A 26,413-nucleotide genomic window follows, 5' to 3' on the forward strand; every position below is an offset into this window, starting at 1 on the left:
AATTTTCTCGGACAAGAATAATTAGGGAAGAGAAATGCACCAGCCAGAAAAAGGTTTGAAACGCGGGCTCAACGCCCGACATATTCGCTTCATGGCACTCGGTTCCGCGATCGGCACCGGGCTGTTCTATGGTTCGGCCTCAGCCATCCAGATGGCCGGCCCTGCCGTGCTGCTGGCCTACCTGATCGGCGGCGCCGCCGTGTTCATGGTGATGCGCGCCCTCGGTGAAATGGCTGTGCACAATCCGGTGTCCGGCTCCTTCGGCCAGTACGCCAGCACCTACCTGGGGCCAATGGCCGGGTTTATCCTCGGCTGGACCTATGCGTTTGAAATGATCATCGTCTGCCTGGCCGACGTCACCGCCTTCGGCATCTACATGGGCTTCTGGTTTCCCGAGGTCGCCCGTTGGGTCTGGGTGCTGGGCATCGTGTTTTTGATCGGCGGCCTGAACCTGTGCAACGTCAAGGTTTTTGGCGAGATGGAGTTCTGGCTGTCGTTGCTCAAGGTTGGCGCCATCGTGGCGATGATCCTTGGCGGGTTCGGCATCATGCTGTTCGGCATTCACTCGGCGGGTGAAACCCAGGCCAGTGGCTTGAGCAACCTGTGGGCCCACGGCGGCTTCATGCCCAACGGTATCGGCGGGCTGATTGCCTCGTTTGCGGTAGTGATGTTTGCCTTTGGCGGGATCGAAATCATCGGCATCACGGCCGGCGAAGCCAAGGACCCGCAGCGGGTGATCCCCAAGGCGATCAACGCGGTGCCGCTGCGTATCCTGTTGTTCTACGTGCTGACCCTGTTCGTGTTGATGGCGATCTACCCATGGCCGCAGATCGGCAGCCAGGGCAGCCCGTTCGTGCAGATATTCAGCAACCTTGGGATCGGCTCGGCGGCGACCATCCTCAATATTGTGGTGATCTCGGCGGCCGTGTCGGCGATCAACAGCGACATCTTCGGCGCGGGCCGCATGATGTACGGCCTGGCCCAGCAAGGGCAGGCGCCCAAGGGATTCGCGCAATTGTCCAAACAGGGCGTGCCGTGGATGACCGTGGTGGTGATGGGGGCCGCGTTGCTCGGCGGCGTGGTGCTCAACTACCTGATCCCGGAAAACGTGTTCCTGCTGATCGCTTCGATTGCCACCTTCGCCACTGTGTGGGTATGGCTGATGATCCTGTTTACCCAGGTCGCCATGCGTCGCTCCATGACCAAGGAGCAGGTCGCCGAACTGAAATTCCCGGTGCCGTTCTGGCCCTATGCGCCGGCAGCAGCCATTGTGTTCATGCTGTTTGTATTTGGTGTGCTCGGTTACTTCCCGGACACCCAGGCCGCCTTGATGGTCGGCGCTGTATGGATTGTGCTGCTGATCGTCGCGTACCTGCTGTGGGTCAAGCCCGCCGCCGGGCAAGGGGCCAAGGTCCATTACGAACAGGCTTTGTCTCATCGATAACTTAGGGAGGCGTTGATGAAAACCCTTTGGCAACACTGCCACGTCGCAACCATGGCTCAGGGCAGATACTCGATTATCGAGGATGCCGCCATGGTGACTGCGGGCTCGCTGATCGAGTGGATCGGCCCGCGCAGCCAGGCACCCACGGGCGATTACGCCCAGGTGCATGACCTGCAAGGCGCGTGGGTCACCCCCGGGCTGATCGACTGCCACACTCACACCGTGTTTGGCGGCAATCGCAGCGGCGAATTCGAGCAGCGCCTTGAGGGCGTCAGCTACGCCGACATCGCGGCCAAGGGCGGCGGTATCGCCAGCACCGTGCGTGCCACCCGCGCTGCCACGGAAGATGAACTGTTTGCCAGCGCTGAAAAGCGCCTGCGCAGTCTGTTGCGTGACGGCGTGACCACGGTGGAGATCAAATCCGGCTACGGCCTGGACTTGGCCAACGAACGCAAGATGCTGCGCGTGGCCCGGCGCCTGGGCGAAGCGCTGCCAGTCAGTGTGCGCGCCACGTGCCTGGCCGCTCATGCGCTGCCGCCGGAGTATAAAGACCGCGCCGATGATTACATTGAGCACATCTGCAAAGAGATGCTGCCGGCGCTGGCCGCAGAAGGCCTGGTGGATGCGGTGGATGCCTTCTGTGAATACCTGGCGTTCTCCCCCGAACAGGTCGAGCGCGTGTTCAAGGTTGCCCAACAGCTTGGCTTGCCGGTGAAGCTGCACGCTGAGCAGCTCTCATCGCTGCACGGTTCCAGCCTGGCGGCGCGCTATCACGCGCTGTCGGCCGACCACCTTGAGTTCATGACCGAAGACGACGCCATCGCCATGGCCGCTGCCGGCACCGTCGCCGTCTTGCTGCCGGGTGCATTTTACTTTCTGCGTGAAACCCAGTTGCCGCCGATGGAGGCCCTGCGCAAGCACGGCGTGAAGATCGCCATCGCCAGCGATCTCAACCCTGGCACCTCGCCGGCGTTGTCGGTGCGCCTGATGCTGAACATGGCCTGCACCCTGTTCCGCATGACCCCGGAAGAAGCCCTGGCTGGCGCCACGCAACACGCGGCTACCGCATTGGGCATGGGTGACACCCATGGTTCCCTGGAAGTGGGCAAAGTTGCGGATTTTGTCGCCTGGCAGATCGATCGCCCCGCCGACCTGGCCTACTGGCTGGGCGGCGAGCTGGATAAACGCGTCGTGCGCCATGGCGTCGATGTCACTGTTTAAGGAGAAGCGTTGTGGATAAGGTCCTGACATTCAAACAAGGCCGCGTACCGCTGCTGATCAGCATGCCCCACGCCGGCCTGCGCCTGACGCCTGCGGTCGAGGCCGGGTTGATCCCCGAGGCGCAAAGCCTGCCGGACACCGACTGGCATATACCTTTGCTGTATGACTTTGCCGAAGAACTGGGCGCCAGCACCCTGGCGGCAGAGTACTCGCGGTTTGTCATCGACTTGAACCGGCCCTCGGATAACAAGCCGCTTTATGCCGGCGCCACCACCGGCCTGTACCCGGAGACGCTGTTCGATGGCGTGCCGTTGTTTCGTGAAGGGCAGACGCCCTCCGAGGAAGAGCGTGCTAGCTACCTGCAGAAGATCTGGGGGCCTTATCACCGCCAGTTGCAAGAAGAACTGGCGCGCCTCAAGGCCGAGTTCGGCTATGCGCTGTTGTTCGATGCGCACTCGATCCGCTCGGTGATCCCGCACCTGTTCGACGGCAAGTTGCCGGACTTCAACCTCGGTACCTTCAACGGCGCCGCATGCGATCCGGAATTGGCCAGCCAGCTGGAAGCCATCTGTGCTCAGTATCCCCAATACACCCATGTGCTGAACGGGCGTTTCAAGGGCGGCCACATCACCCGGCACTACGGCGACCCGGCGCAGGATATCCATGCCGTGCAACTTGAGTTGTGCCAGAGCGCGTATATGGAGGAGTTTGAGCCGTTTCGCTATCGCCCCGACCTTGCGGAGCCGACCCAGGTGGTGTTGAAGCAGCTGCTGCAAGGATTTTTGTCTTGGGGGCAAAGCCGTTACCGATGATTCAGGGTGCCGCTCAAATAGCTATCGGGAGCAAGCCCCCTCCCACATTTTGACTGCATTCACACAGTCCAGATGTCGGAGGGGCTGGAGGGGCGACTGTAGGATTATCTGCGGAGCGAACTGCTGACACAGGTCTGAGTGCTCAAGGACATGCTCATTGCACAATTCGGGTTTATGATGCCAGACGGCAAAATAATAGACGTCCCCCCAGGGATGAACCCGACACCCTACGGAGCGCGCAATGCAGACTTGGTACCCGCAGATCAAACCCTACGCCCGGCATGATCTGGCAGTCGATGACACCCACACCCTGTATGTCGATGAAAGTGGCTCCCCCGAAGGCTTGCCCGTCGTGTTCATCCACGGTGGCCCAGGTGCCGGTTGCGACGCCCAGAGCCGCTGCTACTTCGACCCGAACCTGTACCATATTGTGACCTTCGACCAGCGTGGCTGTGGTCGCTCGACCCCGCGCGCCAACCTCGAAAACAACACCACCTGGGATCTGGTCGCCGACCTTGAGCGCATCCGCGAACACCTGGGCATCGACAAATGGGTGCTGTTCGGCGGCTCCTGGGGCTCGACCCTGGCCCTGGCCTACGCGCAAACCCATCCCGAGCGCGTGCTTGGCCTGATCGTGCGCGGCATCTTCCTGGCGCGCCCGCAGGACATCCATTGGTTCTACCAGGAGGGGGCGAGCCGCCTGTTCCCGGATTACTGGCAGGACTACCTGGCGCCGATCCCGGTGGAAGAGCGCCACGACATGATCGCCGCCTACCACAAGCGCCTGACCGGCAACGACCAGATCGCCCAGATGCACGCAGCCAAGGCCTGGTCCGGTTGGGAAGGGCGCATGCTGGGCCTGTGCCCGAGCCCGCAGCATGTCGAGCGCTTCTCCGAGCCGCAGCGCGCCTTGTCCATTGCCCGCATCGAATGCCATTACTTCACCAACAACTCCTTCCTGGAACCCAACCAGCTGATTCGCGATATGCACAAGATCGCCCATCTGCCCGGCGTCATCATCCATGGCCGCTACGATATGATCTGCCCGCTGGATAACGCCTGGGAGCTGCATCAGGCCTGGCCCAACAGCGAGCTGCAGGTGATACGCGAGGCCGGGCATGCCGCCTCCGAGCCGGGTATCACCGACGCTTTGGTGCGTGCGACCGGCGAAATGGCACGGCGCCTGCTTGATCTGCCCCCTGAAGAAGCATGAAGGGCCTGTTGCAGCGGGTGCGTGGCGCCCACGTCGAAGTTGCCGGGGAGGTCGTAGGGGCGATTGACCAGGGTTTGCTGGTGCTGGTCGCCGTCGAGCCTTCAGATACGCCCGAGAGCGCCGATAAACTGTTGCACAAGTTGCTTAACTATCGGGTGTTCAGTGACGACGAGGGCAAGATGAACCTGTCGCTCAAGGATATCGGCGGCGGTTTGCTGCTGGTGTCGCAGTTCACCCTGGCGGCGGACACAAAAAGCGGGCTGCGGCCCAGCTTCTCCACAGCGGCTCCACCGGCCCTGGGAGCGGCGCTTTTTGAGCACTTGTTGTTACAAGCGCAACAATTGCATGGCAAGGTGGCTTCAGGGCGTTTTGGCGCCGATATGCAGGTGCATTTGGTCAATGATGGCCCTGTGACCTTCCTCTTACAGACATGAATGTATTAAAAACGACTTTAATGCTGAAAAACGCAGGTTTTCGCTACAAATACTTCACTGCCCCTGATGCGTTGTCTCGCGGGCTACTAGATAATCGCGCGCTACGGGGATCAGCGTTGTTTGGTCCATTTTTGACTTAGGTAGAGACTTGTCCGATAGCCTTTGGGGAATCATTTGGCCCTAGGGGAGTCGGAACATTGCTCGCCAACCTGGCATATAGATAGCTGGCCGTTGGTTTTTTGATCTGTTTTCGGCGAGGGTTGCTCGTGATTGTTAGTCCCTGTAATGCACCAAAATTGTCTGCCAAACGGTTACGAAACGCACTGGTGACGGGCTCTGCCCTGTTTTGCCTGTTCGGCGCGGGTCAACTGTGGGCATTCAGTCTGGATGATGTGTCGGCCAAGGCAAAAGAGCTGGCCGGGCAGAAATACGAAGCTCCGCGCAGCAATCTGCCGAACGAATTCCGCGAAATGAAATTCGCTGACTACCAGAAGATTCGTTTCCGCAATGAAAAAGCCGAGTGGGCCGATCAGAACACCCCGTTCAAGCTGTCCTTCTATCACCAGGGCATGCATTTCGACACGCCGGTGAAAATCAACGAAGTCACTGCCGACAGCGTGCATGAAATTAAGTACGACCCGACGCGTTTCGACTTCGGCGACGTGAAATTCGATCCCAAGGCCACTGAACAGCTGGGCTATGCCGGTTTCCGTGTGCTTTTCCCGATCAACAAGGCCGATAAGCAAGACGAAATCATGACCATGCTCGGCGCCAGCTATTTCCGCGTCGTGGGCAAGGACCAGGTATATGGCCTGTCTGCCCGTGGGATGGCCATTGATACCGCACTGCCGTCCGGCGAAGAGTTCCCGCGTTTCACCGAGTTCTGGATCGAACGTCCAAAACCGGGTGACAAGCACCTGGTGATCTTCGCCCTGCTGGATTCGCCGCGCGCCACGGGCGCCTATCGCCTGATCCTGCGCCCTGGCACCGACACCGTAGTCGATGTGAAATCGCAGATGTACCTGCGCGACAAGGTCAGCAAGCTGGGTGTGGCCCCGTTGACCTCGATGTTCCTGTTCGGCGCCAACCAGCCGTCCAAGGTCCTCAACTACCGTCGCGAGCTGCACGACTCCAGCGGCCTGTCGATCCATGCCGGCAATGGCGAGTGGATCTGGCGCCCGTTGAACAACCCTAAACACCTGTCGGTCAGCAACTTCAGCGTCGAGAACCCGCGCGGGTTCGGCCTGCTGCAACGTGGCCGCAATTTCAGCCACTACGAAGACCTGGACGACAACTACGACAAGCGCCCAAGCGCCTGGATCGAGCCTGAGGGCGATTGGGGCAAGGGCACCGTCGATCTGGTAGAGATCCCGACGGCCGATGAAACCAATGACAACATCGTGGCGTTCTGGAGCCCGGCTGAACTGCCGGAAGTCGGCAAGCCGCTGGACGTGTCCTACCGCCTGCACTGGACCCTGGACGACGCCGCATTCCATTCGCCGGACAGTGCCTGGGTCAAGCAGACCCTGCGTTCCACCGGTGACGTGAAGCAATCCAACCTGATCCGTCAGCCCGATGGCAGCGTGGCCTACCTGGTGGACTTCGAAGGCCCGTCCCTGAAGAAGCTGCTGCCGGACGCCCCGGTGCGCAGCCAGGTGAGCGTCAGTGACAACGCCGAGCTGGTTGAAAACAGTGTGCGCTACAACGAGCACACCAAAGGCTGGCGCCTGACCCTGCGCATGAAGATCAAGGACGCGGGCAAGCCGACCGAGATGCGTGCGGCACTGGTGCAGGATATCGTGCAGCCAGAGCCTGAGCCGGTTTCCAACCATGTGTTGAAGGCCGACAAGGTCCTGGCCAAGCAGCACGAGAAACAGGCCAAGAAAGACGCGAAAGACAAGCAAGCCCAGCAGCCAGAAGCTGCCCCAGCCACTCCGGAGCCGATCAAGACTGAGCAAGTCCTGACCGAAACCTGGAGCTATCAGTTGCCTGCCGATGAGTAATTCCCAAATAACGCCTGAGACTCTGTCCGAGTACCTGGCGCATCTGCCCATGACGGCCGAGCAGCGCGCCGAGCTGGCGGGCTGCAGCTCGTTCAGCGAGTTGCATGAGCGCCTGTCGTCAAAAACCTTCGACGCACCGACCGACGCCGCCCAGGCCTCGGTCGGCCGTCGGTTGACCCTCAGCACTGCCGAAGAGCTGCAAGACGCCGAAATGCTGGCGCTCGACGCCAGCGGTCGCGTATGCCTCAAGGCCACGCCACCGATCCGCCGGACCAAAGTGGTGCCCGAGCCTTGGCGTACCAATATCCTGGTGCGTGGCTGGCGGCGGATCACCGGTCGCACCAACCCGCCCAAGCCACCGAAAGACGAGCGGGTGTTGCCGGCTGCGCGCTGGCGTACCGTGGGTTCGATCCGTCGCTATATCCTGCTGGTGCTGATGCTCGGCCAGACCATCGTGGCTGGCTGGTACATGAAAGGCATCATGCCGTACCAGGGCTGGTCGCTGGTCGACTTCGACGAAATCCGCAACCAGACCCTGCTGCAAACGGCAACCCAGGTACTGCCTTACGCCCTGCAAACCAGCATCCTGATCATGTTCGGGATTCTGTTCTGCTGGGTGTCGGCAGGTTTCTGGACCGCGTTGATGGGCTTCCTGGAGCTGCTGACCGGTCACGATAAATATCGCATCTCCGGTAAAAGTGCCGGCGACGAGCCGATTCCGAAGGATGCGCGCACCGCCCTGGTGATGCCGATCTGCAACGAAGACGTGCCGCGGGTATTCGCGGGTTTGCGTGCGACCTTCGAATCGGTGGCCGCCACCGGCGACCTGGATCGCTTTGACTTCTTCGTGCTCAGTGACAGTAACGACGCCGACATCTGCATCGCCGAGCAGCAAGCCTGGCTCGATGTGTGCCGCGAGGCCGGTGGCTTCGGCAAGATCTTCTATCGCCGCCGTCGCCGCCGCGTAAAGCGCAAGAGCGGCAACCTCGACGACTTCTGCCGTCGCTGGGGCGGTGACTACAAGTACATGGTAGTGCTCGACGCCGACAGCGTGATGAGCGGCGAATGCCTGACCAGCCTGGTGCGCCTGATGGAAGCCACGCCGGATGCGGGGATTATCCAGACCGCGCCACGGGCGTCGGGCATGGACACCCTGTATGCGCGCATGCAGCAGTTCGCCACCCGCGTGTACGGCCCGCTGTTTACCGCCGGCCTGCACTTCTGGCAGCTGGGTGAATCCCACTACTGGGGTCACAACGCGATCATCCGCATGAAGCCGTTTATCGAGCACTGCGCCCTGGCGCCGTTGCCCGGTAAAGGCGCGTTTGCCGGTGCGATCCTCTCCCACGACTTCGTTGAAGCTGCGCTGATGCGCCGTGCCGGCTGGGGCGTGTGGATCGCCTACGACCTGCCCGGCAGCTACGAAGAACTGCCACCGAACCTGCTGGACGAACTCAAGCGTGACCGTCGCTGGTGCCACGGTAACCTGATGAACTTCCGCCTGTTCCTGGTAAAAGGCATGCACCCGGTGCACCGTGCGGTGTTCCTGACCGGCGTGATGTCCTACCTGTCGGCGCCGTTGTGGTTCTTCTTCCTGGTGTTGTCCACCGCGCTGCTGGCGGTGAATACCTTGATGGAGCCGCAGTACTTCATGGCTCCGCGCCAGTTGTACCCGCTGTGGCCACAATGGCACCCGGACAAGGCGGTGGCGCTGTTCTCCACCACCATCGTGCTGCTGTTCCTGCCCAAACTGCTGAGCATCATCCTGATCTGGGCCAAGGGCGCGAAAGAGTTCGGCGGCAAGTTCAAGGTGACCTTGTCGATGCTGCTGGAGATGCTGTTCTCCATGCTGCTGGCGCCGGTGCGGATGATTTTCCACACCCGTTTCGTGCTTGCCGCGTTCCTCGGCTGGGCCGCCACCTGGAACTCGCCGCAGCGTGACGACGACTCCACGCCATGGAGCGAAGCGGTCAAGCGCCACGGGCCGCAAACCTTGCTGGGCTTCCTGTGGGCCCTGCTGGTGGTGTGGTTGAACCCAAGCTTCCTGTGGTGGCTGATCCCGATTGTCGGCTCGCTGATGCTGTCGATCCCGGTGTCGGTGATTTCCAGTCGGGTCAAGCTGGGTCTCAAGTCCCGCGACGAGAGCCTGTTCCTGATTCCTGAGGAATACAATCCGCCGCAAGCGTTGCTGTCGACCGAGCAATACACCCATGAAAATCGCTGGCACGCCCTCAATGACGGTTTTGTGCGTTCCGTGGTCGACCCGCAGCAGAACGCCCTGGCCTGCGCCTTGGCGACTTCGCGGCACCGTGAGGCCGAGCCGATCGAGTACCTGCGCATGGAGCGTGTTCGCCACGCGTTGAAAGTCGGCCCGGCCGGCCTCAACAACAGCGAACGCCTGGCCTTGCTCAGCGACCCGGTGGCTCTGGCACGCCTGCATGAGCAGGTCTGGAGCGAAGGCCACGCCGAGTGGCTCGGTGCCTGGCGTGCATCGATCAAGGCTGATCCGCATGCGCCGTTGCTGCCGTTGCTGCCGCTGCAACCGCAGTCGGCCCAGGCTCAACCAGCCTGATTCAGACGCCCTCGAGGGCTCACCTCGGGGGTGTTCCAGACGCTGGTCCTACAGCGTTTACAGTGCCTTCTTTGTATCCCTAACTCCTTGTTATTTTGAAACAAAAGACCTCTGTTCGAAGCGTATTGCCGTGCCGGCGACTGGGTTAGCATCGCCCCCCAAAATTTGACTTGCCACGGGGGCATTCATGATCAAGAAGTACTGTGCGGCATTGCTGATTAGCTGTTTCCTATTGGTGCACACAGGGCTGCTGAAGGCGGGTGCGCTGGACGATGCTGTTCGCCGTGGTGTATTGAAAGTTGGCACGACTCCCAACTACGTGCCGTTCGAAATGCTGGATAAACAGGGACGCATCATCGGCTTTGAAATCGACTTGCTCCATGCCATGAGCCGCGCACTGGGCGTAAAGCTTGAGCTGGTGGCGGTGCCCTATACGGAGTTGTTACCGGGGTTGATGGCGAAAAAGTTCGATCTGATTGGCAGCGGCATGACGGTCACCCAGGAGCGCAACCTCAAGCTCAACTTCAGCGACTCGTTTATCGTGGTGGGCCAGAGCGTGCTGCTGCATCCTCGCCTGGCGGGTTCGATTTTCAGCATTGAAGACTTGAACCAAGCCGGTTATCGCGTCGTCGCCATTGAAGGCACCACGGGAGAGGACGCAGCACGGCGCTTTCTTGGAGCGGCGCGCCTCAGCAGCGTGACGACCCCGGAAGAGGGGGTGCGCCAGGTTGTGGAGGGTACGGTCGACGCATTCGTGCATGACGCACCCTACAACCTGATCGCACTGAGCCGGCCGCAGAACAGCGCATTGCTGGCACTGGAACAACCCTTCACCTTCGAACCCCTGGCCTTCGGCGTGAAAAAAGGCGACTACGACAGCCTCAACTGGATCAATCACTTCCTCAACCAGATCGCCCAGGACGGCACCTACGATCGCCTGCATGACAAGTGGTTCACGGACACTGCCTGGGTGTCTGAGCTTGAGTGATCGTCATAACTACTTACACATCAATCAATTGCCCAACCGCTGCGCCGATGTGTCTACCTCTGCATTGAACCGCAACGCTGTCGGGGGGTTGCGACATACGCCGATATGATTTACCCGTGAAACCTTTGTGACGGGCAGCGAGTGGGTTAGGATCCCACCCCGAAATGGCGCAGCCCTCTTGCGCGCCAACCTTATAAGAATCGTTCAGGGGACTTGTTGATGAAAAAGTATCTTTCGATGCTGCTGCTCGGTGTCACTGCGCTGGTCGCTGCCACTGCGGCACAGGCCGGTGCCATCGACGATGCGGTCAAGCGCGGCACGCTGAAAGTCGGCATGGACCCGACCTACATGCCGTTTGAAATGACTGACAAGCGCGGTGAGATCATCGGTTTCGAAGTCGACATCCTCAAGGCCATGGCCAAGTCCATGGGAGTCAAGCTGGAGCTGGTTTCTACTGGCTATGACGGCATCATCCCGGCCTTCCTGACCGGCAAGTTCGACATGATCGGCAGCGGCATGACCCTGACCCAGGAGCGCAACCTGCGCCTGAACTTCAGCGAACCCTTCATCGTGGTCGGCCAGACCCTGCTGATCCGCAAGGAGCTGGAAGGCACGATCAAGTCCTACAAAGACCTGAACGACGAGAAATACCGCCTGACCTCCAAGCTCGGTACCACCGGTGAAATGGTGGCCAAGAAGCTGATCTCCAAGGCCAAGTACCACGGTTACGATAACGAGCAGGAGGGTGTGCTGGACGTGGTCAACGGCAAGGCCGATGCCTTCGTGTATGACGCGCCGTACAACGTGGTTGCCGAGAAGAAAGTCGGCAACGGCAAGCTGGTGTTCCTGGAAGAACCCTTCACCTTCGAGCCTCTGGCGTTCGGTTTGAAGAAGGGTGACTACGACAGCATCAACTTCATCAACAACTTCCTGCACCAGATCAAGAACGACGGCACCTACGATCGCATCCATGACAAGTGGTTCAAGAGCTCCGAGTGGCTCAAGGACATGGAATAAAAGCTTGATGGTGTAGGAGCGAGCTTGCTCGCGAAAATCGTCAATGGTAACGCGGCAATCCTGACACCCAACGGGTTCTCGGATTTTTCGCGAGCAAGCTCGCTCCTACAAAAGCACTGCATCCGGAAAATGAAATGAAACAGAAAAAAGCCCAATGGCCCTGGCACCTGCTCACCGTGGTTGTGCTGGTCGGCCTGGCTGGCGCCTTGTACTACGCCACCTCGCTGATGTCCTACGAGTGGCGCTGGAACCGCGTGCCGCAATACTTTGCCTATCAAGCCGAGACCTCCCAGCGCGCTGCGGATATGTCCACCGTGGTCGAGCTGGTGCGCAAAGGCGACATGGCCGAAGTCACCCTGCGCAATGACGCGGGGGGCGAGCAAAAGCTCACGGTTGCCGACAACAGCCTGCAAGTGGCGCGCGGCGACGATGTGGCTGAGGGTGACGTGGTCGGCGTGACTCGCCAGTGGGCGCTCGGGCCGTTGATGTGGGGCTTGTGGACCACGTTGTGGCTGTCTGTGGTGTCCGGCGTCCTCGGCTTGGCCATTGGCTTGGCGACCGGGTTGTGCCGGCTCTCCAAAAACCCGACCTTGCGCGACCTGTCGACGATCTACGTCGAACTGGTGCGCGGTACGCCGTTGCTGGTACAGATCTTCATTTTCTATTTCTTTATCGGCACGGTGCTCAACCTGTCCCGGGAGTTTGCCGGGATCGCCGCGCTGTCGTTGTTCACCGGCGCCTATGTGGCGGAAATCGTCCGCGCCGGGGTGCAGTCCATCACCCGTGGCCAGGACGAAGCGGCGCGCTCCCTGGGCTTGAGCGCCAGCCAGTCGATGCGCCATGTGGTGTTGCCGCAAGCCTTCAAGCGCGTGCTGCCGCCCCTGGCCGGGCAATTTATCAGCCTGGTAAAAGACACGTCGCTGGTGTCAGTGATCGCGATTACCGAGTTGCTCAAGAGTGGCCGCGAGGTGATCACCACCTCGTTCTCGCCGTTTGAGATCCTGTTCTGTGTGGCAGGCCTTTACCTGCTGATCAACCTGCCGCTGTCGAAAATGGCCAGCCGGCTTGAGCGGAGGCTCGCCCAAAGTGATTGAAGTGCGCGATCTGGTAAAAGTCTTCGACACCCGTGGGCACGTGGTGCGCGCGGTGGATCACGTCACCACCCAGGTCGCCAAGGGCGAAGTGCTGGTGGTGATCGGGCCGTCCGGCTCCGGCAAGTCTACCTTCCTGCGCTGCCTCAATGGCCTGGAAGAATTCGACTCGGGCTCGGTGAGCATCGACGGCCTGCAACTGGCCGACCCGAAGACCGACGTGAATGCCTATCGGCGTGAAGTTGGCATGGTGTTCCAGCATTTCAACCTGTTCCCGCACATGACCGTGCTGGAAAACCTGTGCCTGGCGCAAAAGGTCGTGCGCAAGCGCGGCAAGCAAGAGCGCGAGGCCAAGGCCCTGGCCCTGCTGGAAAAGGTCGGTATCGCACAGAAGGCCCATGAGTTTCCGTCACGCCTGTCTGGCGGCCAGCAGCAGCGGGTCGCGATTGCCCGGGCCCTGGCCATGGAGCCCAAGGTGATGCTGTTTGACGAGCCCACCTCGGCCCTCGACCCGGAAATGGTCGGTGAAGTGCTGGACGTGATGAAGACCCTGGCCCTGGAAGGCATGACCATGGTCTGCGTTACCCACGAGATGGGCTTTGCCCGGGAAGTGGCGGACCGGGTGCTGTTTTTCGACCACGGCAAACTGCTGGAAGATGCCGCACCCGCCGCCTTCTTCGCCGCTCCCCAGGACCCCCGGGCACAAGCCTTCCTGCGCCAGGTGCTGTAGCCGCTCAGACTTTGAAGCGGCCTACCGAACGTGCCAGCTCGGAGCCCAAGCGTGCCAGTTCAACACTGGCCGCCGCCGTCTGCTCACTGGCGGTCGAGGTTTGCTCCGACGCCTCCTTGACTTTTAGTACGCTGCGATTGATCTCCTCGGCCACTGCGCTTTGCTCCTCGGCTGCTGCGGCAATCTGCGGGTTCATCTCCTGGATCACCGAGACCGTGCGGGTGATGTTGGCCAGGGCCTGACCTGCGCGACGCGTCAGTTCCACGCTGTTGTCGGTCAGGCTGAGGCTGTTGTCCATGATGTCGGCAGTGTGTTGTGTGCCCCGCTGCAAACCCTCGATCAAGCCTTCGATTTCCTCGGCTGATTGTTGGGTACGCTGAGCCAGGGTGCGCACCTCGTCGGCGACCACGGCGAAACCGCGACCTGCCTCACCCGCGCGCGCCGCTTCGATAGCGGCGTTGAGGGCCAACAGGTTGGTCTGCTCGGATACCGACTTGATCACCTCCAGCACGCTGCCGATCTTCTGGCTTTCCTGCTGCAGGCCTTGCATCGCCTCGCTTGAGCGGTTCATTTGCTCAGCCAGGTGCTCGATATGGGTAATCGCCTCGGCCACCACCTGGTCGCCCACGCCCGCTTGTTGATCAGCCTCGATGGCGGCAATCGAGGCTTGCTCGGCATGGCGTGCGACCTCTTGGGAGGTGGCGAGCATTTCGTTCATGGCGGTGGCGACTTGTTCGGTCTCCAGTTTCTGGCCATTGACCCCGGCGCGGGTTTGCTCGGTGACGGCGGACAATTGCTCGGCGGCACTGGCGATCTGGCGGGCGCTGTCGTTGATGCCGCCGATCAGGGTGCGCAGGTTCAGGGTCATCTGGCCGATGCTGCGCTGCAATTGGCCCAGTTCGTCGCGTCGCGTTGTAGTGATGTCATGGCTCAGGTCACCCTCGGCGATGCGGTTGGCGGTTTGCAGCGCCTGGCGCAGCGGCCTGACGATCTGGCCGGCGATCAGCCAGGCGGCGAGGACGCCGAGCAGCAACGCCGCGCCGGTTACATAGAGCATCAGCAGGCGCGCCAGGCCGGCTTCCTTGTCGCGTTGCTGGGTCTGTTCCTCGCTCAACCGGTCGCTTTGCGACAGCAGTTGGTCCAGCCATTGTTCCAGTTGGTTCTGGGTGGTTTCAACGGTGACCTGCGCCTCCTTGAGGCGATTGAGTTGGGCGCGATAATCGAGCAATGCACTGTTGAGCGCGCTGCTGTCTACCGGCAGAGCCGTCACGGCAGACTGGGCGCTGTCGAGGGTTTTGAGCGCAGCATCCACCGCTTGCGTGTAGATTTGCAGTGTGTCGGCGGCCCAGGCCGGGGACTTGGTGCGGTCTTCGGCTGCCTCCATGGCCTGGCGCAGGTTTTCTACGCTGTCCAAGGCTTTCTCGTCATTCTGGTCTGGCAAGTCGCTGGACAGTTGTCCCAGGGTGTCACTGGCGGTCACGGCGCTGCTGGTGAGTCGTTTCTGCGCTTGCTCGCGTTGTTCGATCAGGTTGGGCAGCCCGTTCAGTGCGGTTTTGAAGCGTGCGCTGAGACGACTGGAGTCTTGGACCTGCTGCAGGTGGGCAGGAATTTTCAGGCGCTCGGCCAACTCGGCCAGGTAAGCGTCGATTTTCTCCATGTGCCGGCCGAGCTTGTCAAAGCTTGCCGGGTCATTCACGGTGCGATACACAATCCGGTCGGCACGCAATTCTTCGCCGGTCACGGCCAGTCGGGAAAGCGTGGTGAGGGTTTGTGCGCGAAACAGTGAGGCGTTCAGGGCCTGCCAACCGGTCAGGGCGACAGCCATGCACAACGCCAGTACCAGGCCGAAGCCAAGGATGAGTTTGAGGGTGACGCTGGTGTTGCCTAATACGCGGGTCAGTGGTCGAAACATGATGCACCTCCATCAGAAAAGAGAGCGTTTCGCACCCCGGCTGACGCAGGTCAGGAGGAGTGAGAACGCTAAATCTTTTCGGCATAGGGCGCGTAAGAATTGACCTGAAAGACGTGTAGGAAATTTCACAAGTTGCAGGCGGCCCAGAACGGGCCGCCACTTAGGTGGGATCAGCTCAGACCCGGAAGCGGCCGACCAATGCTTGCAGATGGGTGCCCAGGCGCGCCAGTTCGGTACTCGAGGCGGCGGTCTCTTCGCTGGCTGCCGCCGTTTGCTCGGAGATATCGCGCACATTCAGCACGCTGCGGTTGATCTCTTCGGCTACGGCACTTTGTTGCTCGGCGGCGGTGGCGATCTGTGAGTTCATCGCCTGAATGGTCGAGACGGTGCGGGTGATATTGCCCAGCGCGTTACCGGCCCGGCGCGTCAGTTCCACACTGCTTTCGGTCAGACCACGACTGTTGTCCATGATGGCCGCCACCTGCTGTGTGCCGCTTTGCAGGCCGACGATCAACTCTTCGATCTCCTCAGTGGACTTCTGCGTGCGCTGGGCCAGGCTGCGCACCTCATCGGCCACCACGGCAAAGCCGCGCCCGGCCTCACCGGCACGCGCCGCTTCAATGGCTGCGTTGAGGGCCAGCAGGTTGGTCTGCTGGGCCACGGACTTGATCACGTCGAGCACGCTGCCGATCTTATCGCTCTCGCGCTTCAGGTCGCCCATGGCGACCGTGGAGTTGCCGACCTCGGTCGCCAGGCGCTCGATCTGGGCGATGGCTTCACCGACCACCTGGTCGCCTTCACGGGCCTGCTGGTCGGCGGCCACGGCGGCTTCGGACGCTTCCTCGGCATTGCGCGCCACTTCCTGCACAGTGGCGGCCATTTCGTTCATGGCGGTAGCCACCTGGTCGGTCTCGACTTTCTGGCTATTGACCCCGGCGCTGGTCTGCTCGGTGACCGCGGACAACTGCTCGGCCGCGCTGGCGATCTGGGTGACACCATCGCTGATACCGCCGATCAACTCGCGCAGGCCCACGGTCATGCTTTGCATGGCGCGTTGCAGCTGGCCCAGTTCGTCCTGACGGGTGGAATCCAGATTGTGGCTCAGATCGCCGGAGGCCACGCGCTCGGCGACTTTGAGAGTCTGGTTCAGGGGGATGACGATCTGGCGAGTAATGGCCCAGGCGGCGAGCACGCCGAAGATCAGCGCCAGTACGGTGGCGAGCAATAGCCAATATTTGGCCTGCGCGGCATCATGATCGCGCACGGCGGTTTGCGATGTGGTGAGTTTGTCACTGTGGCCCAACAGGATATCGCCTTGGGCGGTCATGGTTTTCAACGCCGCCGCACTGGCCACCTGGGCGTCACGATACTGGCTGACTGCAGCACGGTAGGCTTGCAGTGAAACACCGGCTTCTTGCAGGTTGGCCTGATACTGCGCCGGCAATTGGCCTTCGAGCTCGGTGCCTTTCTTCAAGGCGTTGTCGATGGCATCCAGGGCCGGTTGCTCGGCTTCGACCTTACCGCTGTAGGTGTAGCCGCGTACCTGGAAGCGCGCTTGCTGGATCAGCTTGCTCAGTTCGACGATGCTATTGAATTGGGTGACGCTGTCGCCTTGCAGCAGGGCCTTCTCAACCTCGTTGATCCTGGCCACGGCATTGTCGGCAGTATCGCCGAGCTTGCTGCGCGCGCCCTCACGCTTGAGGCCCGCCTGGACCATGGCGGCGAAGGCTTTTTTATACTGGTTCAAGGCTTCCAGTTGTTGTTCGACCAAGGCTTTATCGTCGGGTTGCTCAATCAGCTCGGCGGCGGTTTTCAAGCCGCTGTCCAATTGGGCGAGCAGCCCATTGACCGCGTCGGTGCCTTGTTCGCCGCGGCGCATGTCGAAGTCCAGGCGCGCCAGGCGCAGGTCCTTGGTCAGGCCGTTGAGGCTGGAGATGAAGCCCAGTTTATCGCCGCGGCTGATCACGTCACCCAGACCGGTCCAGCCGGTAAAGGTGATCAACAGCGTCAGGATCAACACCAGGCCAAAGCCGACGCTCAGCTTGCGGTTGACGCTGACATTCCCCAGTTTTTCGGCTAACCAACGATACATGCTGCGAACTCCCCTGGAACAAGGCTTGGACTTATTCAGAGGCTATCGGCATATGCATAGGATTCTGTAGCGCCAGAGATCCAATGTGGGAGGGGGCTTGCTCCCGATGGCAGAGTGTCAGTCACCATATTCAGTGATTGATACACCGCTATCGGGGGCAAGCCCCCTCCCACATTTAGGCTGTGGTGTTTTTGGATTGGATATCAGAACAGTCGAGCGAGCAGTGCGGTGACGGCGGTTTCCACCCGCAGGATGCGTGCACCTAGCTGCACCGGTTGCAAACCGGCTTTAGCCAACAGCTCCACCTCATAGGGGATCCAACCACCTTCCGGGCCGATCGCCAGGGTGACAGGCTCATCCAGACCACGGGGACACGCAGGGTAATCACCGGGATGGCCGATCAGGCCCAGGGTGCCTTCAAGCATGGCTGGCAGGCGATCTTCGACAAACGGCTTGAAGCGCTTCTCGATAATGATCTCGGGCAGTACCGTGTCCCGCGCCTGTTCCAGGCCGAGGATCAGTTGCTCGCGGACCGCTTCAGGCTCCAGGAATGGCGTCTGCCAGAAGCTTTTTTCCACACGGTAGCTGTTGACCAGCACCACCTTCGGCACGCCCATGGCTGCCACCGTTTGCAGCACCCGGCGCAGCATTTTCGGGCGGGGCAGGGCCAGCAGCAAGGTCAGGGGCAGTTTGGACGGCGGCGGTTGATCGAAACTGACTTGCAGCTCGGCTTCAGCAGCGTCCAGGCGCAGCAGCTGGGCATTGCCCATCAGCCCGCCAAGGCGGCCCACACGCAGGTTGTCACCCACTACAGCGCGGTGGACTTCCTGCATATGTACCAGGCGCCGATCACGCAGCACCACCCGGTCCGCCGCGATAAAGTCGGCATCGAAAAGCAGCAGCAGGTTCACGGCTGGGTCGCTGGCGGCTGATCGTCGTCGGCAGCCTGGTCATCCGGGTGTTCGCCACGCTTGCTGATCAAGCCGCTGAACAGGATGCCCACTTCGAACAGCATCCACATCGGCACGGCCAGCAGGGTCTGGGAGAAAATATCCGGCGGCGTGAGGATCATGCCGACCACGAAGCAGCCGATGATCACGTACGGGCGGATCTTCTTCAGGTACTTGACGTCGACTACGCCGATCCATACCAGCAACACCACGGCCACCGGGATTTCGAAGGCGACGCCGAAGGCGAAGAACAGCGTCATCACGAAGTCGAGGTAGCTGGTGATGTCGGTCATCATTTCCACGCCCGCCGGGGTGGCGGCGGCGAAGAATTTGAAGATCAACGGGAACACCAGGAAGTACGCGAAGGCCATGCCGGTGTAGAACAGCAGGATGCTCGACACCAGCAATGGCACGGCAATGCGTTTTTCATGCTTGTACAGGCCCGGGGCGATAAAGCCCCAGATCTGATGCAGGATCACCGGTATCGCCAGGAACAGCGAGACCATCATGGTCAACTTCAACGGCGTCAGGAACGGCGACGACACATCGGTGGCGATCATCGTCGCGCCGACGGGCAGGTACTGGCGCAACGGCGTGGAAACGAAGGTGTAGATCTGCTGGGTAAAGGCGAACAACCCGGCAAAAATGATGAAGATGGCCGCTACGCAACGCAGCAGGCGGGTACGCAGCTCGGAGAGGTGCGAGACCAGCGGCATGTGCTGGTCGTTTTCCGGTTTATCAGCGCTCATGGGGCTCGCGGCGGCAATGTAGGGTCATGGGGCGCGGGCGACGCAACGGGCGTCGGCGCGGGCTCTGTCGGAGCGGGCTCGGCAGCGGGGGCGGGCGCGATACTGTGGTCGGCCACCGGTGGTGTAACCGGCTTGGCCGGTTCTTGCACCGGGGAGAGAATCTTGCGTGCCTCCTGCTCCAACGACAGGATATGTTCGTTGTGCAATTGCCGGCGGATCTCGTCGGCACCGATTTCCCGTTCAACTTCCTGTTTGATCGCGTTGAAACTGCGTTTCAGGCGCCCGATCCACAGGCCGGCGGTACGTGCGGCGCCGGGCAGGCGTTCCGGCCCCAGTACCAGCAGGGCCACCAGGCCGACGAGCAGCAGTTCAGAGAAGCTGATACCAAACATTAGTCAGTGCTCACGAGTCTTTGCGGGTCGGCTCTTGGACTTTCTCAGCCTGCACGTCGAAGGTGCGACGTTCAGTGATCGGCTGGGTGGCCTGAGGGTGCACAGGCTGGGCCGGGGGCACCGGGTTTACCGTTGGCTCGGCTGGTTTTTCGTCGTCGTTCATGGCTTTACGAAAGCCCTTGATGGACTCACCGACGTCGGTGCCGAGGTTTTTCAGTTTCTTGGTGCCGAACACCAGAACAACCACCACCAGAATGACGATCCAGTGTTTCCAGTCAAAAATGCCCATGCTGCAAATCCTCAAGTCTTAGTTATTCAGGCGGACGGGCGCGAGGCCTTCTCGGCGTGCCCGGACAGGCCGAAGCGACGGTCCAGTTCATCCAGCACGGCCTGTGGATGCTGCCCCAGTTGGGCGAGCATGACCAGGCTATGGAACCACAAGTCGGCGGTCTCATAGATTACATCGCTGCAATCACCGCTGATTTGCGCGTCCTTGGCCGCAATGATGGTCTCGACGGATTCCTCGCCGAGTTTTTCCAGAATCTTGTTCAGACCCTTGTGGTACAGGCTGGCGACATAGGAGCTGTCGGCATCCGCGCCTTTGCGGTCTTCCAGCACCTGGGCCACACGGTTCAGGGTATCGCTCATGTTCAGTGTCCTGCGGAATAAATGGCGTGCGGGTCTTTGAGCACCGGTTCCACAACCTTCCATTCGCCGTTCTCGAACACGCGATAAAAGCAGCTGTGGCGCCCGGTATGGCAAGCGATACCACCGATCTGGTCGACCATCAGGATCACCACGTCGGCGTCGCAATCCAGGCGGATTTCATGCAGGACCTGCACGTGCCCGGACTCTTCGCCCTTGCGCCACAGTTTGCCACGCGAACGTGACCAATAGATGGCGCGCTGCTCAGTGGCAGTGAGGCTCAGGGCCTCGCGGTTCATCCAGGCCATCATCAGCACGCGCCCGGTCTTGTAGTCCTGGGCAATGGCCGGCACCAGGCCGTCACTGTCCCACTTGATCTCGTCCAGCCAGTCTTTCATGTTCGGCTCCGGCAATTTGCGACAGTGTATAACCGGATTGGCTATCGACGCACGATCAGATAAACGCCCACGGCTACCATGATCCCGGCCGGCCAATGGCCCAGCTGGTTCAATGGGCCGCCAACCGCCAGCATCACGCCGCCCACCAGGTGCGCGGCGCCCAGCAGGCGCAGGAACCAGTCGTCCTTGCGCTTTTTCCACGGCGGTGCGGGATCCTTGGCGTGCGGCTGGGACATGCGCTCCAGCAGATCGCGGGTCATATTCGCCAAATGGGGCAGTTGTTCCATCTGGCTGTGCAGGTTGCCCAGCATGGTTTTCGGGCTCATCCGCTCGCGCATCCAGCGTTCCAGGAACGGTTGGGCGGTGTTCCACAGGTCGAGGTCCGGGTACAACTGGCGGCCCAGGCCCTCGATGTTCAGCAAGGTCTTCTGCAACAGCACCAGCTGCGGCTGCACTTCCATATTGAAGCGCCGCGCGGTCTGGAACAGACGCATCAGTACCTGGCCGAAGGAAATATCTTTTAACGGTTTTTCAAAGATCGGCTCGCACACCGTGCGGATCGCCGCTTCGAATTCATTGAGCTTGGTTTCCGCCGGCACCCAGCCCGAATCAATGTGCAACTGCGCCACGCGGCGGTAGTCGCGCTTGAAGAAGGCAAACAGGTTGCGGGCCAGGTAGTCCTGGTCTTCCGGGGTCAGGCTGCCGACGATGCCGCAGTCGATGGCGATGTACTGCGGGCTCCACGGGTTGACGGTGCTGACGAAGATGTTGCCCGGGTGCATATCGGCGTGGAAGAAACTGTCGCGGAACACCTGGGTGAAGAAAATCTCCACACCGCGCTCGGCAAGCATCTTCATGTCGGTGCGCTGGTCGGCCAGGGTAGCGAGGTCGGTAACCTGCACGCCGTAGATGCGCTCCATCACCAGCACTTTCGGCCGGCACCAGTCCCAATACACTTGCGGCACGTACAGCAGTTGCGAGCCTTCGAAGTTGCGTCGCAATTGGCTGGCGTTGGCCGCTTCGCGCAGCAGGTCGAGTTCGTCGTAGATGGTTTTTTCGTAGTCGGCGACCACATCCACCGGGTGCAGCAAACGCGCATCGGCGGAGAAGCGTTCGGCGGCGCGGGCGAGGATAAACAGCCACGCCAGGTCCTGGCCGATGATCGGCTTGAGGCCTGGGCGAATGACCTTCACCACCACTTCTTCGCCGGTCTTGAGCTGCGCGGCGTGCACTTGTGCCACCGACGCCGAGGCCAGTGGCTCGACGTCGAAGCGGCTGAACACCTCGCTGATCTTCCTGCCCAGTTGTGCTTCGATCAGCGCCATGGACTGCTGCGAGTCGAACGGCGGCACGCGGTCCTGCAGCAGCATCAGCTCGTCGGCGATGTCTTCGGGCAGCAGGTCGCGGCGGGTCGAGAGGATCTGCCCGAACTTGATAAAGATCGGCCCCAGGTCCTGCAGCGCCAGGCGCAGACGCGCTCCACGGCTCAGCTCCAGCTGCTTGCGCGGCAACCAGCGCCACGGCAGTACGAAACGCACCGCCAGCAAAAACCACGGCAGGGGCAGGGCAAACAGCAGGTCATCGAGGCGGTAGCGGATTACGACGCGCTGGATACGAAACAAACGGCGGACGGCGAGCAGCTTCATGCGTTATCGCTTGGATCAAGGGAACGGCTCAGGCGCTCGAAGCGGGCCTCGAGGCGTTCCAGGTCGATTTTGGCCTTGTCGAGCTCGCGAAAGCGCGCTTGCGCTTCCCGTTGCCCGACCAGGGTGCGCGATTCTTCGCTCAGGTATTCGGCGAGGTTCTGGTTGAGGCTGGCGAACCCCTGCTGATACCAGCGCGTGCGGCTGCGCAGGTGCCCGCTGATCAACTGGGTGGCGACGGGGCCTATCCAGCGCGACAGTTCGTATTCCCAGTCCAGCTCCAGGTCTTGCAGCACGGCGGCCAGGTCCATCAGCACCGCGCTGTCGCCTTCCAGCTCCACCTCGGGGCCGTGGAGGATGGCGGTTTTGTTGCGGCTCAGCGCCAGGTGCAACAGGCTGGAGGCCGGTGCACGCAGGGTGCAGTCAGCTTCGGCGGCCCATTGGGTGGCGAGCAGCAGGCCTTCATCGCTGGGCAGGATAAACAGCTGCACGGCGGGGCTGCGGCAGTCGACGGCAATGACTTTGCCGTTCAAGTGCGCGAGCCGCGCCAGGGCGGTGCTGTCCAGGCGCAGTACACGGTTGAGGCCGTGTTCGACGCTGGCGAGAAGACCTTGCAGCAGCATCAGGGCTTGATGCCGCGGTGCAGGGCGACGATGCCGGAGGTCATGTTGTGGTAGGTCACGCGGTCGAAACCGGCTTCAACCATCATCGACTTCAGGGTCTCCTGGTCTGGGTGCATGCGGATCGATTCGGCCAGGTAGCGGTAACTCTCGGCGTCGTTGGTGATCAACTTGCCCATCAGCGGCATGAAGGCGAACGAGTAGGTGTCGTAGACCTTGGACATCAGCGCGTTGGTCGGCTTGGAGAATTCCAGTACCAACAGGCGGCCACCCGGCTTGAGGACGCGCAGCATCGAGCGGATCGCGTCTTCCTTATGGGTGACGTTGCGCAGGCCGAAGGCGATGGTCACGCAGTCGAAATGATTGTCGGGGAACGGCAGCTTCTCGGCATCGGCCTGGACGAATTCGATATTGCCGGCCACGCCTTTGTCGAGCAGGCGGTCGCGGCCAACCTTGAGCATCGAACCGTTGATATCGGCCAATACCACCTGGCCGGTCGGGCCAACCAGCTTGGAGAACTTCGCCGCCAGGTCACCCGTGCCACCGGCGATGTCCAGCACGCGGTTGCCGGTGCGTACGCCCGACAGCTCGATGGTGAAGCGCTTCCACAGGCGGTGCATGCCACCGGAGAGCACGTCGTTCATCAGGTCGTACTTGGCCGCCACGGAGTGGAACACCTCAGCGACTTTTTCCGCTTTCTGGCTTTCCGGGACGTTCTTGAAGCCGAAGTGAGTGGTGGGTTCGGCATCGCTGCCTTTGCGCTGATCAGTCATATCGCTGTCACCAAAAGAGAATGCGGGACATGATAATCCCCAGGGCCTACTTTGTCTTGGCAAGGCTGCAGGTAAGATAGACCCTCACCGAGACCTTTTGCCGCATGGCGGGTGTTCCGAGTCGTTATAAAGAGGAGTCATTGCAATGGCCCGTATTACCGTTGAGCGTGAACACACCCTGGGAAAAGAACAGGCGCGGGCAAAGGCCGAGCAATTGGCGCGCAAGCTCGAGGATAAATATGGCGTGGAGTCCTCATGGTCTGGCGATACCCTCAAGCTCAAGCGTTCAGGGATCAAAGGCACGGTGGCAGTGGCCGATGACTCACTGCGTATCGACGTGGAACTGGGCCTGTTGATGTCGGCCATGAGCGGCACGATCAAGTCCGAAATCGAAAAAGCCCTGGATAAAGCGCTGGCCTGAGCTTGATGTTCTTAGGGTGCCGATTCTAATTTTTAACCCTACTTTGTGCCCAAGCCCTCAACTCCTGCGGGCCGTCCGCCACCCTATTTTGTGTGAGGTGCACCATGGCCAAAGTTATGTTGAAGAAAAAAATCGACGTTCAGACCACTACCCTGAGTGAGGTTAAAAGCTATGCCCGCAAGATCTGGCTGGCAGGCCTTGGTGCCTATGCCAAGGTCGGCAGCGAGGGCGGCGATTACTTCAAAGAGCTGGTTAAGAGTGGTCAACGTGTTGAAAGCAAAGGCAAAAAAGTTGTAGTTGAACAACTTGATGCTGCTAACAGTCAGATTGACCAAGTAAGGAGTAACGTCTCCAGCGTCAAAGGCCTGGTTGAAGTTCAACTGGATAAAGTTGAAAAAGCTTTTGATACTCGTGTCGGCAGTGCCTTGAATCGGATCGGCATTGCGTCTAAACATGACGTGGAGACACTCTCTGCTAAGCTCGAAGAGCTGACGGCATTGCTCGAACGTGTCGCGCGTAAACACTAAGGAGACATCGGGATGGCTGTTAAAAAGACTACTCAGAAAGAAGGCAGCTCGTGGGTCGGGAAAGTTGAAGAATATTCCCGCAAAATCTGGCTCGCTGGTTTAGGCGTGTACTCGAAGATCGACAGTGACGGCAGCAAACTCTTCGAGACCCTGGTTAAAGACGGCGAGAAGGCCGAGAAGTTGACCAAGAGCACGGTTGGTAAAAAAGTAGACGCTGCCAAGGCCAGTGCGGGTTCGGCCAAATCGAGCATTTCGGATACATGGGGCAAGTTGGAAGAGACATTCGACAAACGCCTCAACAGTGCTATTTCGCGACTGGGCGTGCCAAGCAAGGCTGAGCTGAAAACCCTGCACAGCAAGGTCGATACCCTGACCAAGCAAATCGAAAAACTCACCGGCGCCAAAGCGGCTCCCGCCAAGACCGCCGCAGCCAAGCCTGCAGCAAAACCGGCGGCCAAACCAGCAGCTAAAACCGCCGCCGCAAAACCCGCCGCCAAAACTGCCGCCAAGCCTCTGGTTAAAGCCGCCGCCAAGCCGGCTGCAAAACCCGCAGCAAAAGCGCCAGCCAAAGCTGCTGCAAAACCTGCGGCCAAGCCAGCGGCTAAAACCGCTGCCGCCAAACCGGCTACCAAGCCTGCCGCTAAGCCAGTGGCCGCTAAAACCGCCGCCAAACCAGCGGCGAAACCGGCTGCCAAACCTGCGGCTAAAACCGCTGCCGCTAAACCGGCTGCCAAGCCCGCCGCTGCGAAACCAGCGGCAAAACCTGCAGCGGCCAAAAAGCCTGCGGTAGCGAAAAAACCGGCAGCCGCAAAGCCCGCCGCAACGGCCAAGCCAGCCACGGCGCCAGCACCGGCCGCTTCTTCCGCCAATTCGGTGTCCGCACCCACGCAAGCGGCAGCTACCCCGACTGCAACGCCGGCCACCCCGACGCCATCCAGTCAGTCCTGATTTCTACGGGACACAAAAAACGCCCGGTCTGCGAAGATCGGGCGTTTTTTATGCAAACCTGAAAAACGCCGCATGGCCCAATTTTGTAGGAGCGAGCTTGCTCGCGAAAAACTCAAAGACGCCGCGTTTATTCAGGAAGCCCCCGTTATCGTTGACGTTTTTCGCGAGCTAGCTCGCTCCTACATGTTTAATCCGCGTCATCCAGGTACTTCAAGGCGAACCGCTCAGTCGCCTGCCGCGCCGTCGGCAGCAGATGGGGTGCCACCAGCATCATGATCTGGTACACCACCACCCGTATCTCACCTTCACGGTCCAGAATCCGTTGGTAATCCAGGGAAAACAGCAGGGTCAGGGTGATCTGCTCCACCAGTTGCCCCAACGCCTGGGTATCACTGACCAGTTGCCCTGCCGTCTTCAAACGCGCGAGCAAGGACGCCAATGTTCGTTTGAGCGCCGTGAGCAGGAGGCGAATCCCCTTGGCCAGCTTCGGCAAGCGCCCGGCCAGGTTCGACAGGTCCTGGAACAGAAACCGGTAATGAGCCATGCGCTCGACAATCAGGTGCAGGAACAGCCAGTAATCCTCGGCCTCCAGTTGCGCGTCGGCGGGAGGGTCGAGCAAGGGCGCCAATTCGCATTGGAAGCGCTCGAACAGCCCGAGCACCAGCGGCTCCTTGCCGTGGAAGTGGTAGTAGAGGTTGCCGGGGCTGATCCCCATTTCATTGGCCACCTCCATGGTCGACACGTTCGGCTCACCCTTCTGGTTGAACAGCTGCAGGGCACATTCAAGGATACGGTCGCGGGTCTTCATCCAGTCTTCT

General features: G+C 60.7%; 26 protein-coding genes and 1 pseudogene. 14 read left to right on the top strand and 13 right to left on the bottom strand.

Annotated features, from left to right (window positions below):
• Positions 1 to 34 precede the first annotated feature (34 nt).
• The 11 genes from QYQ93_RS02720 (at position 35) to QYQ93_RS02770 (ending at position 13,525) form a co-directional block, all read left to right on the top strand.
• On the top strand, positions 35 to 1,444 hold the full coding sequence (locus tag QYQ93_RS02720) for an amino acid permease (protein WP_043047270.1): 1,410 nt from the start codon (positions 35 to 37) through the stop codon (positions 1,442 to 1,444).
• A 15-nt stretch (positions 1,445 to 1,459) separates the two neighbouring features.
• Positions 1,460 to 2,665, top strand: coding sequence for an imidazolonepropionase (hutI, locus tag QYQ93_RS02725; RefSeq protein WP_043047269.1), 1,206 nt, complete (start codon positions 1,460 to 1,462; stop codon positions 2,663 to 2,665).
• Between the two features lie 11 nt (positions 2,666 to 2,676).
• Positions 2,677 to 3,477 carry an N-formylglutamate deformylase gene (gene hutG / locus QYQ93_RS02730; protein ID WP_338476274.1) on the top strand — a complete coding sequence of 267 codons (801 nt, stop codon included), beginning with the start codon at positions 2,677 to 2,679 and terminating at the stop codon, positions 3,475 to 3,477.
• Between the two features lie 241 nt (positions 3,478 to 3,718).
• A complete protein-coding gene (pip, locus tag QYQ93_RS02735; RefSeq protein ID WP_043047267.1) occupies positions 3,719 to 4,690 on the top strand; it encodes a prolyl aminopeptidase in 972 nt (323 codons plus the stop codon).
• Positions 4,687 to 5,124, top strand: coding sequence for a D-aminoacyl-tRNA deacylase (gene dtd, locus QYQ93_RS02740; protein ID WP_338476275.1), 438 nt, complete (start codon positions 4,687 to 4,689; stop codon positions 5,122 to 5,124). The genes pip and dtd overlap by 4 nt, the downstream gene beginning before the upstream one ends.
• A 323-nt stretch (positions 5,125 to 5,447) precedes the next feature.
• Entirely contained in the window at positions 5,448 to 7,127 is a 1,680-nt protein-coding gene (locus QYQ93_RS02745) for a glucan biosynthesis protein G (protein WP_225924133.1), read from the top strand.
• On the top strand, positions 7,120 to 9,699 hold the full coding sequence (mdoH, locus tag QYQ93_RS02750) for a glucans biosynthesis glucosyltransferase MdoH (protein ID WP_338476276.1): 2,580 nt from the start codon (positions 7,120 to 7,122) through the stop codon (positions 9,697 to 9,699). The genes QYQ93_RS02745 and mdoH overlap by 8 nt, the downstream gene beginning before the upstream one ends.
• A gap of 187 nt (positions 9,700 to 9,886) precedes the next feature.
• Positions 9,887 to 10,687, top strand: a complete 801-nt coding sequence (locus tag QYQ93_RS02755) for a transporter substrate-binding domain-containing protein (protein ID WP_338476277.1) — start codon at positions 9,887 to 9,889, stop codon at positions 10,685 to 10,687.
• 219 nt (positions 10,688 to 10,906) lie between these two features.
• Positions 10,907 to 11,704, top strand: coding sequence for a transporter substrate-binding domain-containing protein (locus tag QYQ93_RS02760; RefSeq protein WP_043047263.1), 798 nt, complete (start codon positions 10,907 to 10,909; stop codon positions 11,702 to 11,704).
• A 134-nt stretch (positions 11,705 to 11,838) separates the two neighbouring features.
• Positions 11,839 to 12,798 carry an amino acid ABC transporter permease gene (locus QYQ93_RS02765; protein ID WP_043047262.1) on the top strand — a complete coding sequence of 320 codons (960 nt, stop codon included), beginning with the start codon at positions 11,839 to 11,841 and terminating at the stop codon, positions 12,796 to 12,798.
• Positions 12,791 to 13,525, top strand: coding sequence for an amino acid ABC transporter ATP-binding protein (locus QYQ93_RS02770; protein WP_032878328.1), 735 nt, complete (start codon positions 12,791 to 12,793; stop codon positions 13,523 to 13,525). Before QYQ93_RS02765 ends, QYQ93_RS02770 begins: the two co-directional genes overlap by 8 nt.
• Before the next feature lie 4 nt (positions 13,526 to 13,529).
• Here the strand turns inward: QYQ93_RS02770 and QYQ93_RS02775 are convergent, their stop codons facing one another.
• From QYQ93_RS02775 to ubiE, 12 genes and pseudogenes are all read right to left on the bottom strand, one after another.
• Positions 13,530 to 15,437 carry a methyl-accepting chemotaxis protein gene (locus tag QYQ93_RS02775; protein WP_338476278.1) on the bottom strand — a complete coding sequence of 636 codons (1,908 nt, stop codon included), beginning with the start codon at positions 15,435 to 15,437 and terminating at the stop codon, positions 13,530 to 13,532.
• Positions 15,438 to 15,612: 175 nt separating this feature from the next.
• Positions 15,613 to 16,485, bottom strand: coding sequence for a methyl-accepting chemotaxis protein (locus QYQ93_RS28485; RefSeq protein ID WP_422394049.1), 873 nt, complete (start codon positions 16,483 to 16,485; stop codon positions 15,613 to 15,615).
• A pseudogene (locus QYQ93_RS28490) lies at positions 16,471 to 17,529 on the bottom strand (methyl-accepting chemotaxis protein); the annotation flags it as partial. The pseudogene QYQ93_RS28490 and the gene QYQ93_RS28485, both read right to left, overlap by 15 nt.
• A 203-nt stretch (positions 17,530 to 17,732) precedes the next feature.
• Positions 17,733 to 18,440, bottom strand: a complete 708-nt coding sequence (locus tag QYQ93_RS02785) for a 16S rRNA (uracil(1498)-N(3))-methyltransferase (protein WP_338476281.1) — start codon at positions 18,438 to 18,440, stop codon at positions 17,733 to 17,735.
• The gene (gene tatC, locus QYQ93_RS02790; RefSeq protein ID WP_043047258.1) at positions 18,437 to 19,228 is read right to left on the bottom strand and encodes a twin-arginine translocase subunit TatC; all 792 of its coding nucleotides are present in this window, start codon (positions 19,226 to 19,228) and stop codon (positions 18,437 to 18,439) included. The genes QYQ93_RS02785 and tatC overlap by 4 nt, the downstream gene beginning before the upstream one ends.
• The gene (gene tatB / locus QYQ93_RS02795; protein ID WP_043047257.1) at positions 19,225 to 19,620 is read right to left on the bottom strand and encodes a Sec-independent protein translocase protein TatB; all 396 of its coding nucleotides are present in this window, start codon (positions 19,618 to 19,620) and stop codon (positions 19,225 to 19,227) included. Before tatB ends, tatC begins: the two co-directional genes overlap by 4 nt.
• 10 nt (positions 19,621 to 19,630) lie before the next feature.
• Positions 19,631 to 19,909, bottom strand: coding sequence for a twin-arginine translocase TatA/TatE family subunit (locus QYQ93_RS02800; protein WP_043047256.1), 279 nt, complete (start codon positions 19,907 to 19,909; stop codon positions 19,631 to 19,633).
• Positions 19,910 to 19,935: 26 nt separating this feature from the next.
• Positions 19,936 to 20,268 carry a phosphoribosyl-ATP diphosphatase gene (locus tag QYQ93_RS02805; protein WP_003209299.1) on the bottom strand — a complete coding sequence of 111 codons (333 nt, stop codon included), beginning with the start codon at positions 20,266 to 20,268 and terminating at the stop codon, positions 19,936 to 19,938.
• Between the two features lie 2 nt (positions 20,269 to 20,270).
• Entirely contained in the window at positions 20,271 to 20,663 is a 393-nt protein-coding gene (gene hisI, locus QYQ93_RS02810) for a phosphoribosyl-AMP cyclohydrolase (protein ID WP_338476282.1), read from the bottom strand.
• Between the two features lie 41 nt (positions 20,664 to 20,704).
• Positions 20,705 to 22,309: a ubiquinone biosynthesis regulatory protein kinase UbiB gene (ubiB, locus tag QYQ93_RS02815; protein ID WP_043047254.1), complete on the bottom strand. Its 1,605-nt coding sequence runs from the start codon at positions 22,307 to 22,309 to the stop codon at positions 20,705 to 20,707.
• The gene (locus QYQ93_RS02820) at positions 22,306 to 22,929 is read right to left on the bottom strand and encodes a ubiquinone biosynthesis accessory factor UbiJ (protein ID WP_043047253.1); all 624 of its coding nucleotides are present in this window, start codon (positions 22,927 to 22,929) and stop codon (positions 22,306 to 22,308) included. The genes ubiB and QYQ93_RS02820 overlap by 4 nt, the downstream gene beginning before the upstream one ends.
• Positions 22,929 to 23,699 (bottom strand): bifunctional demethylmenaquinone methyltransferase/2-methoxy-6-polyprenyl-1,4-benzoquinol methylase UbiE, encoded by a 771-nt coding sequence (gene ubiE, locus QYQ93_RS02825; RefSeq protein ID WP_003171186.1) that lies wholly within the window; start codon positions 23,697 to 23,699, stop codon positions 22,929 to 22,931. Before ubiE ends, QYQ93_RS02820 begins: the two co-directional genes overlap by 1 nt.
• A 145-nt stretch (positions 23,700 to 23,844) precedes the next feature.
• Between ubiE and QYQ93_RS02830 the strand changes: the two genes are divergently transcribed.
• From QYQ93_RS02830 to QYQ93_RS02840, 3 genes are all read left to right on the top strand, one after another.
• The gene (locus QYQ93_RS02830) at positions 23,845 to 24,120 is read left to right on the top strand and encodes a polyhydroxyalkanoic acid system family protein (protein ID WP_043047252.1); all 276 of its coding nucleotides are present in this window, start codon (positions 23,845 to 23,847) and stop codon (positions 24,118 to 24,120) included.
• 104 nt (positions 24,121 to 24,224) lie between these two features.
• Entirely contained in the window at positions 24,225 to 24,647 is a 423-nt protein-coding gene (locus QYQ93_RS02835; protein ID WP_043047251.1) for a phasin family protein, read from the top strand.
• 12 nt (positions 24,648 to 24,659) lie between these two features.
• The gene (locus QYQ93_RS02840; RefSeq protein ID WP_043047250.1) at positions 24,660 to 25,595 is read left to right on the top strand and encodes a phasin family protein; all 936 of its coding nucleotides are present in this window, start codon (positions 24,660 to 24,662) and stop codon (positions 25,593 to 25,595) included.
• A 187-nt stretch (positions 25,596 to 25,782) separates the two neighbouring features.
• On the opposite strand, the gene QYQ93_RS02845 is transcribed toward QYQ93_RS02840, so the two are convergent.
• On the bottom strand, positions 25,783 to 26,403 hold the full coding sequence (locus tag QYQ93_RS02845; RefSeq protein ID WP_043047249.1) for a TetR/AcrR family transcriptional regulator: 621 nt from the start codon (positions 26,401 to 26,403) through the stop codon (positions 25,783 to 25,785).
• Positions 26,404 to 26,413 lie beyond the last annotated feature (10 nt).

The organism is Pseudomonas khavaziana (genome assembly GCF_036704165.1).
Taxonomy (GTDB): domain Bacteria; phylum Pseudomonadota; class Gammaproteobacteria; order Pseudomonadales; family Pseudomonadaceae; genus Aquipseudomonas; species Aquipseudomonas khavaziana.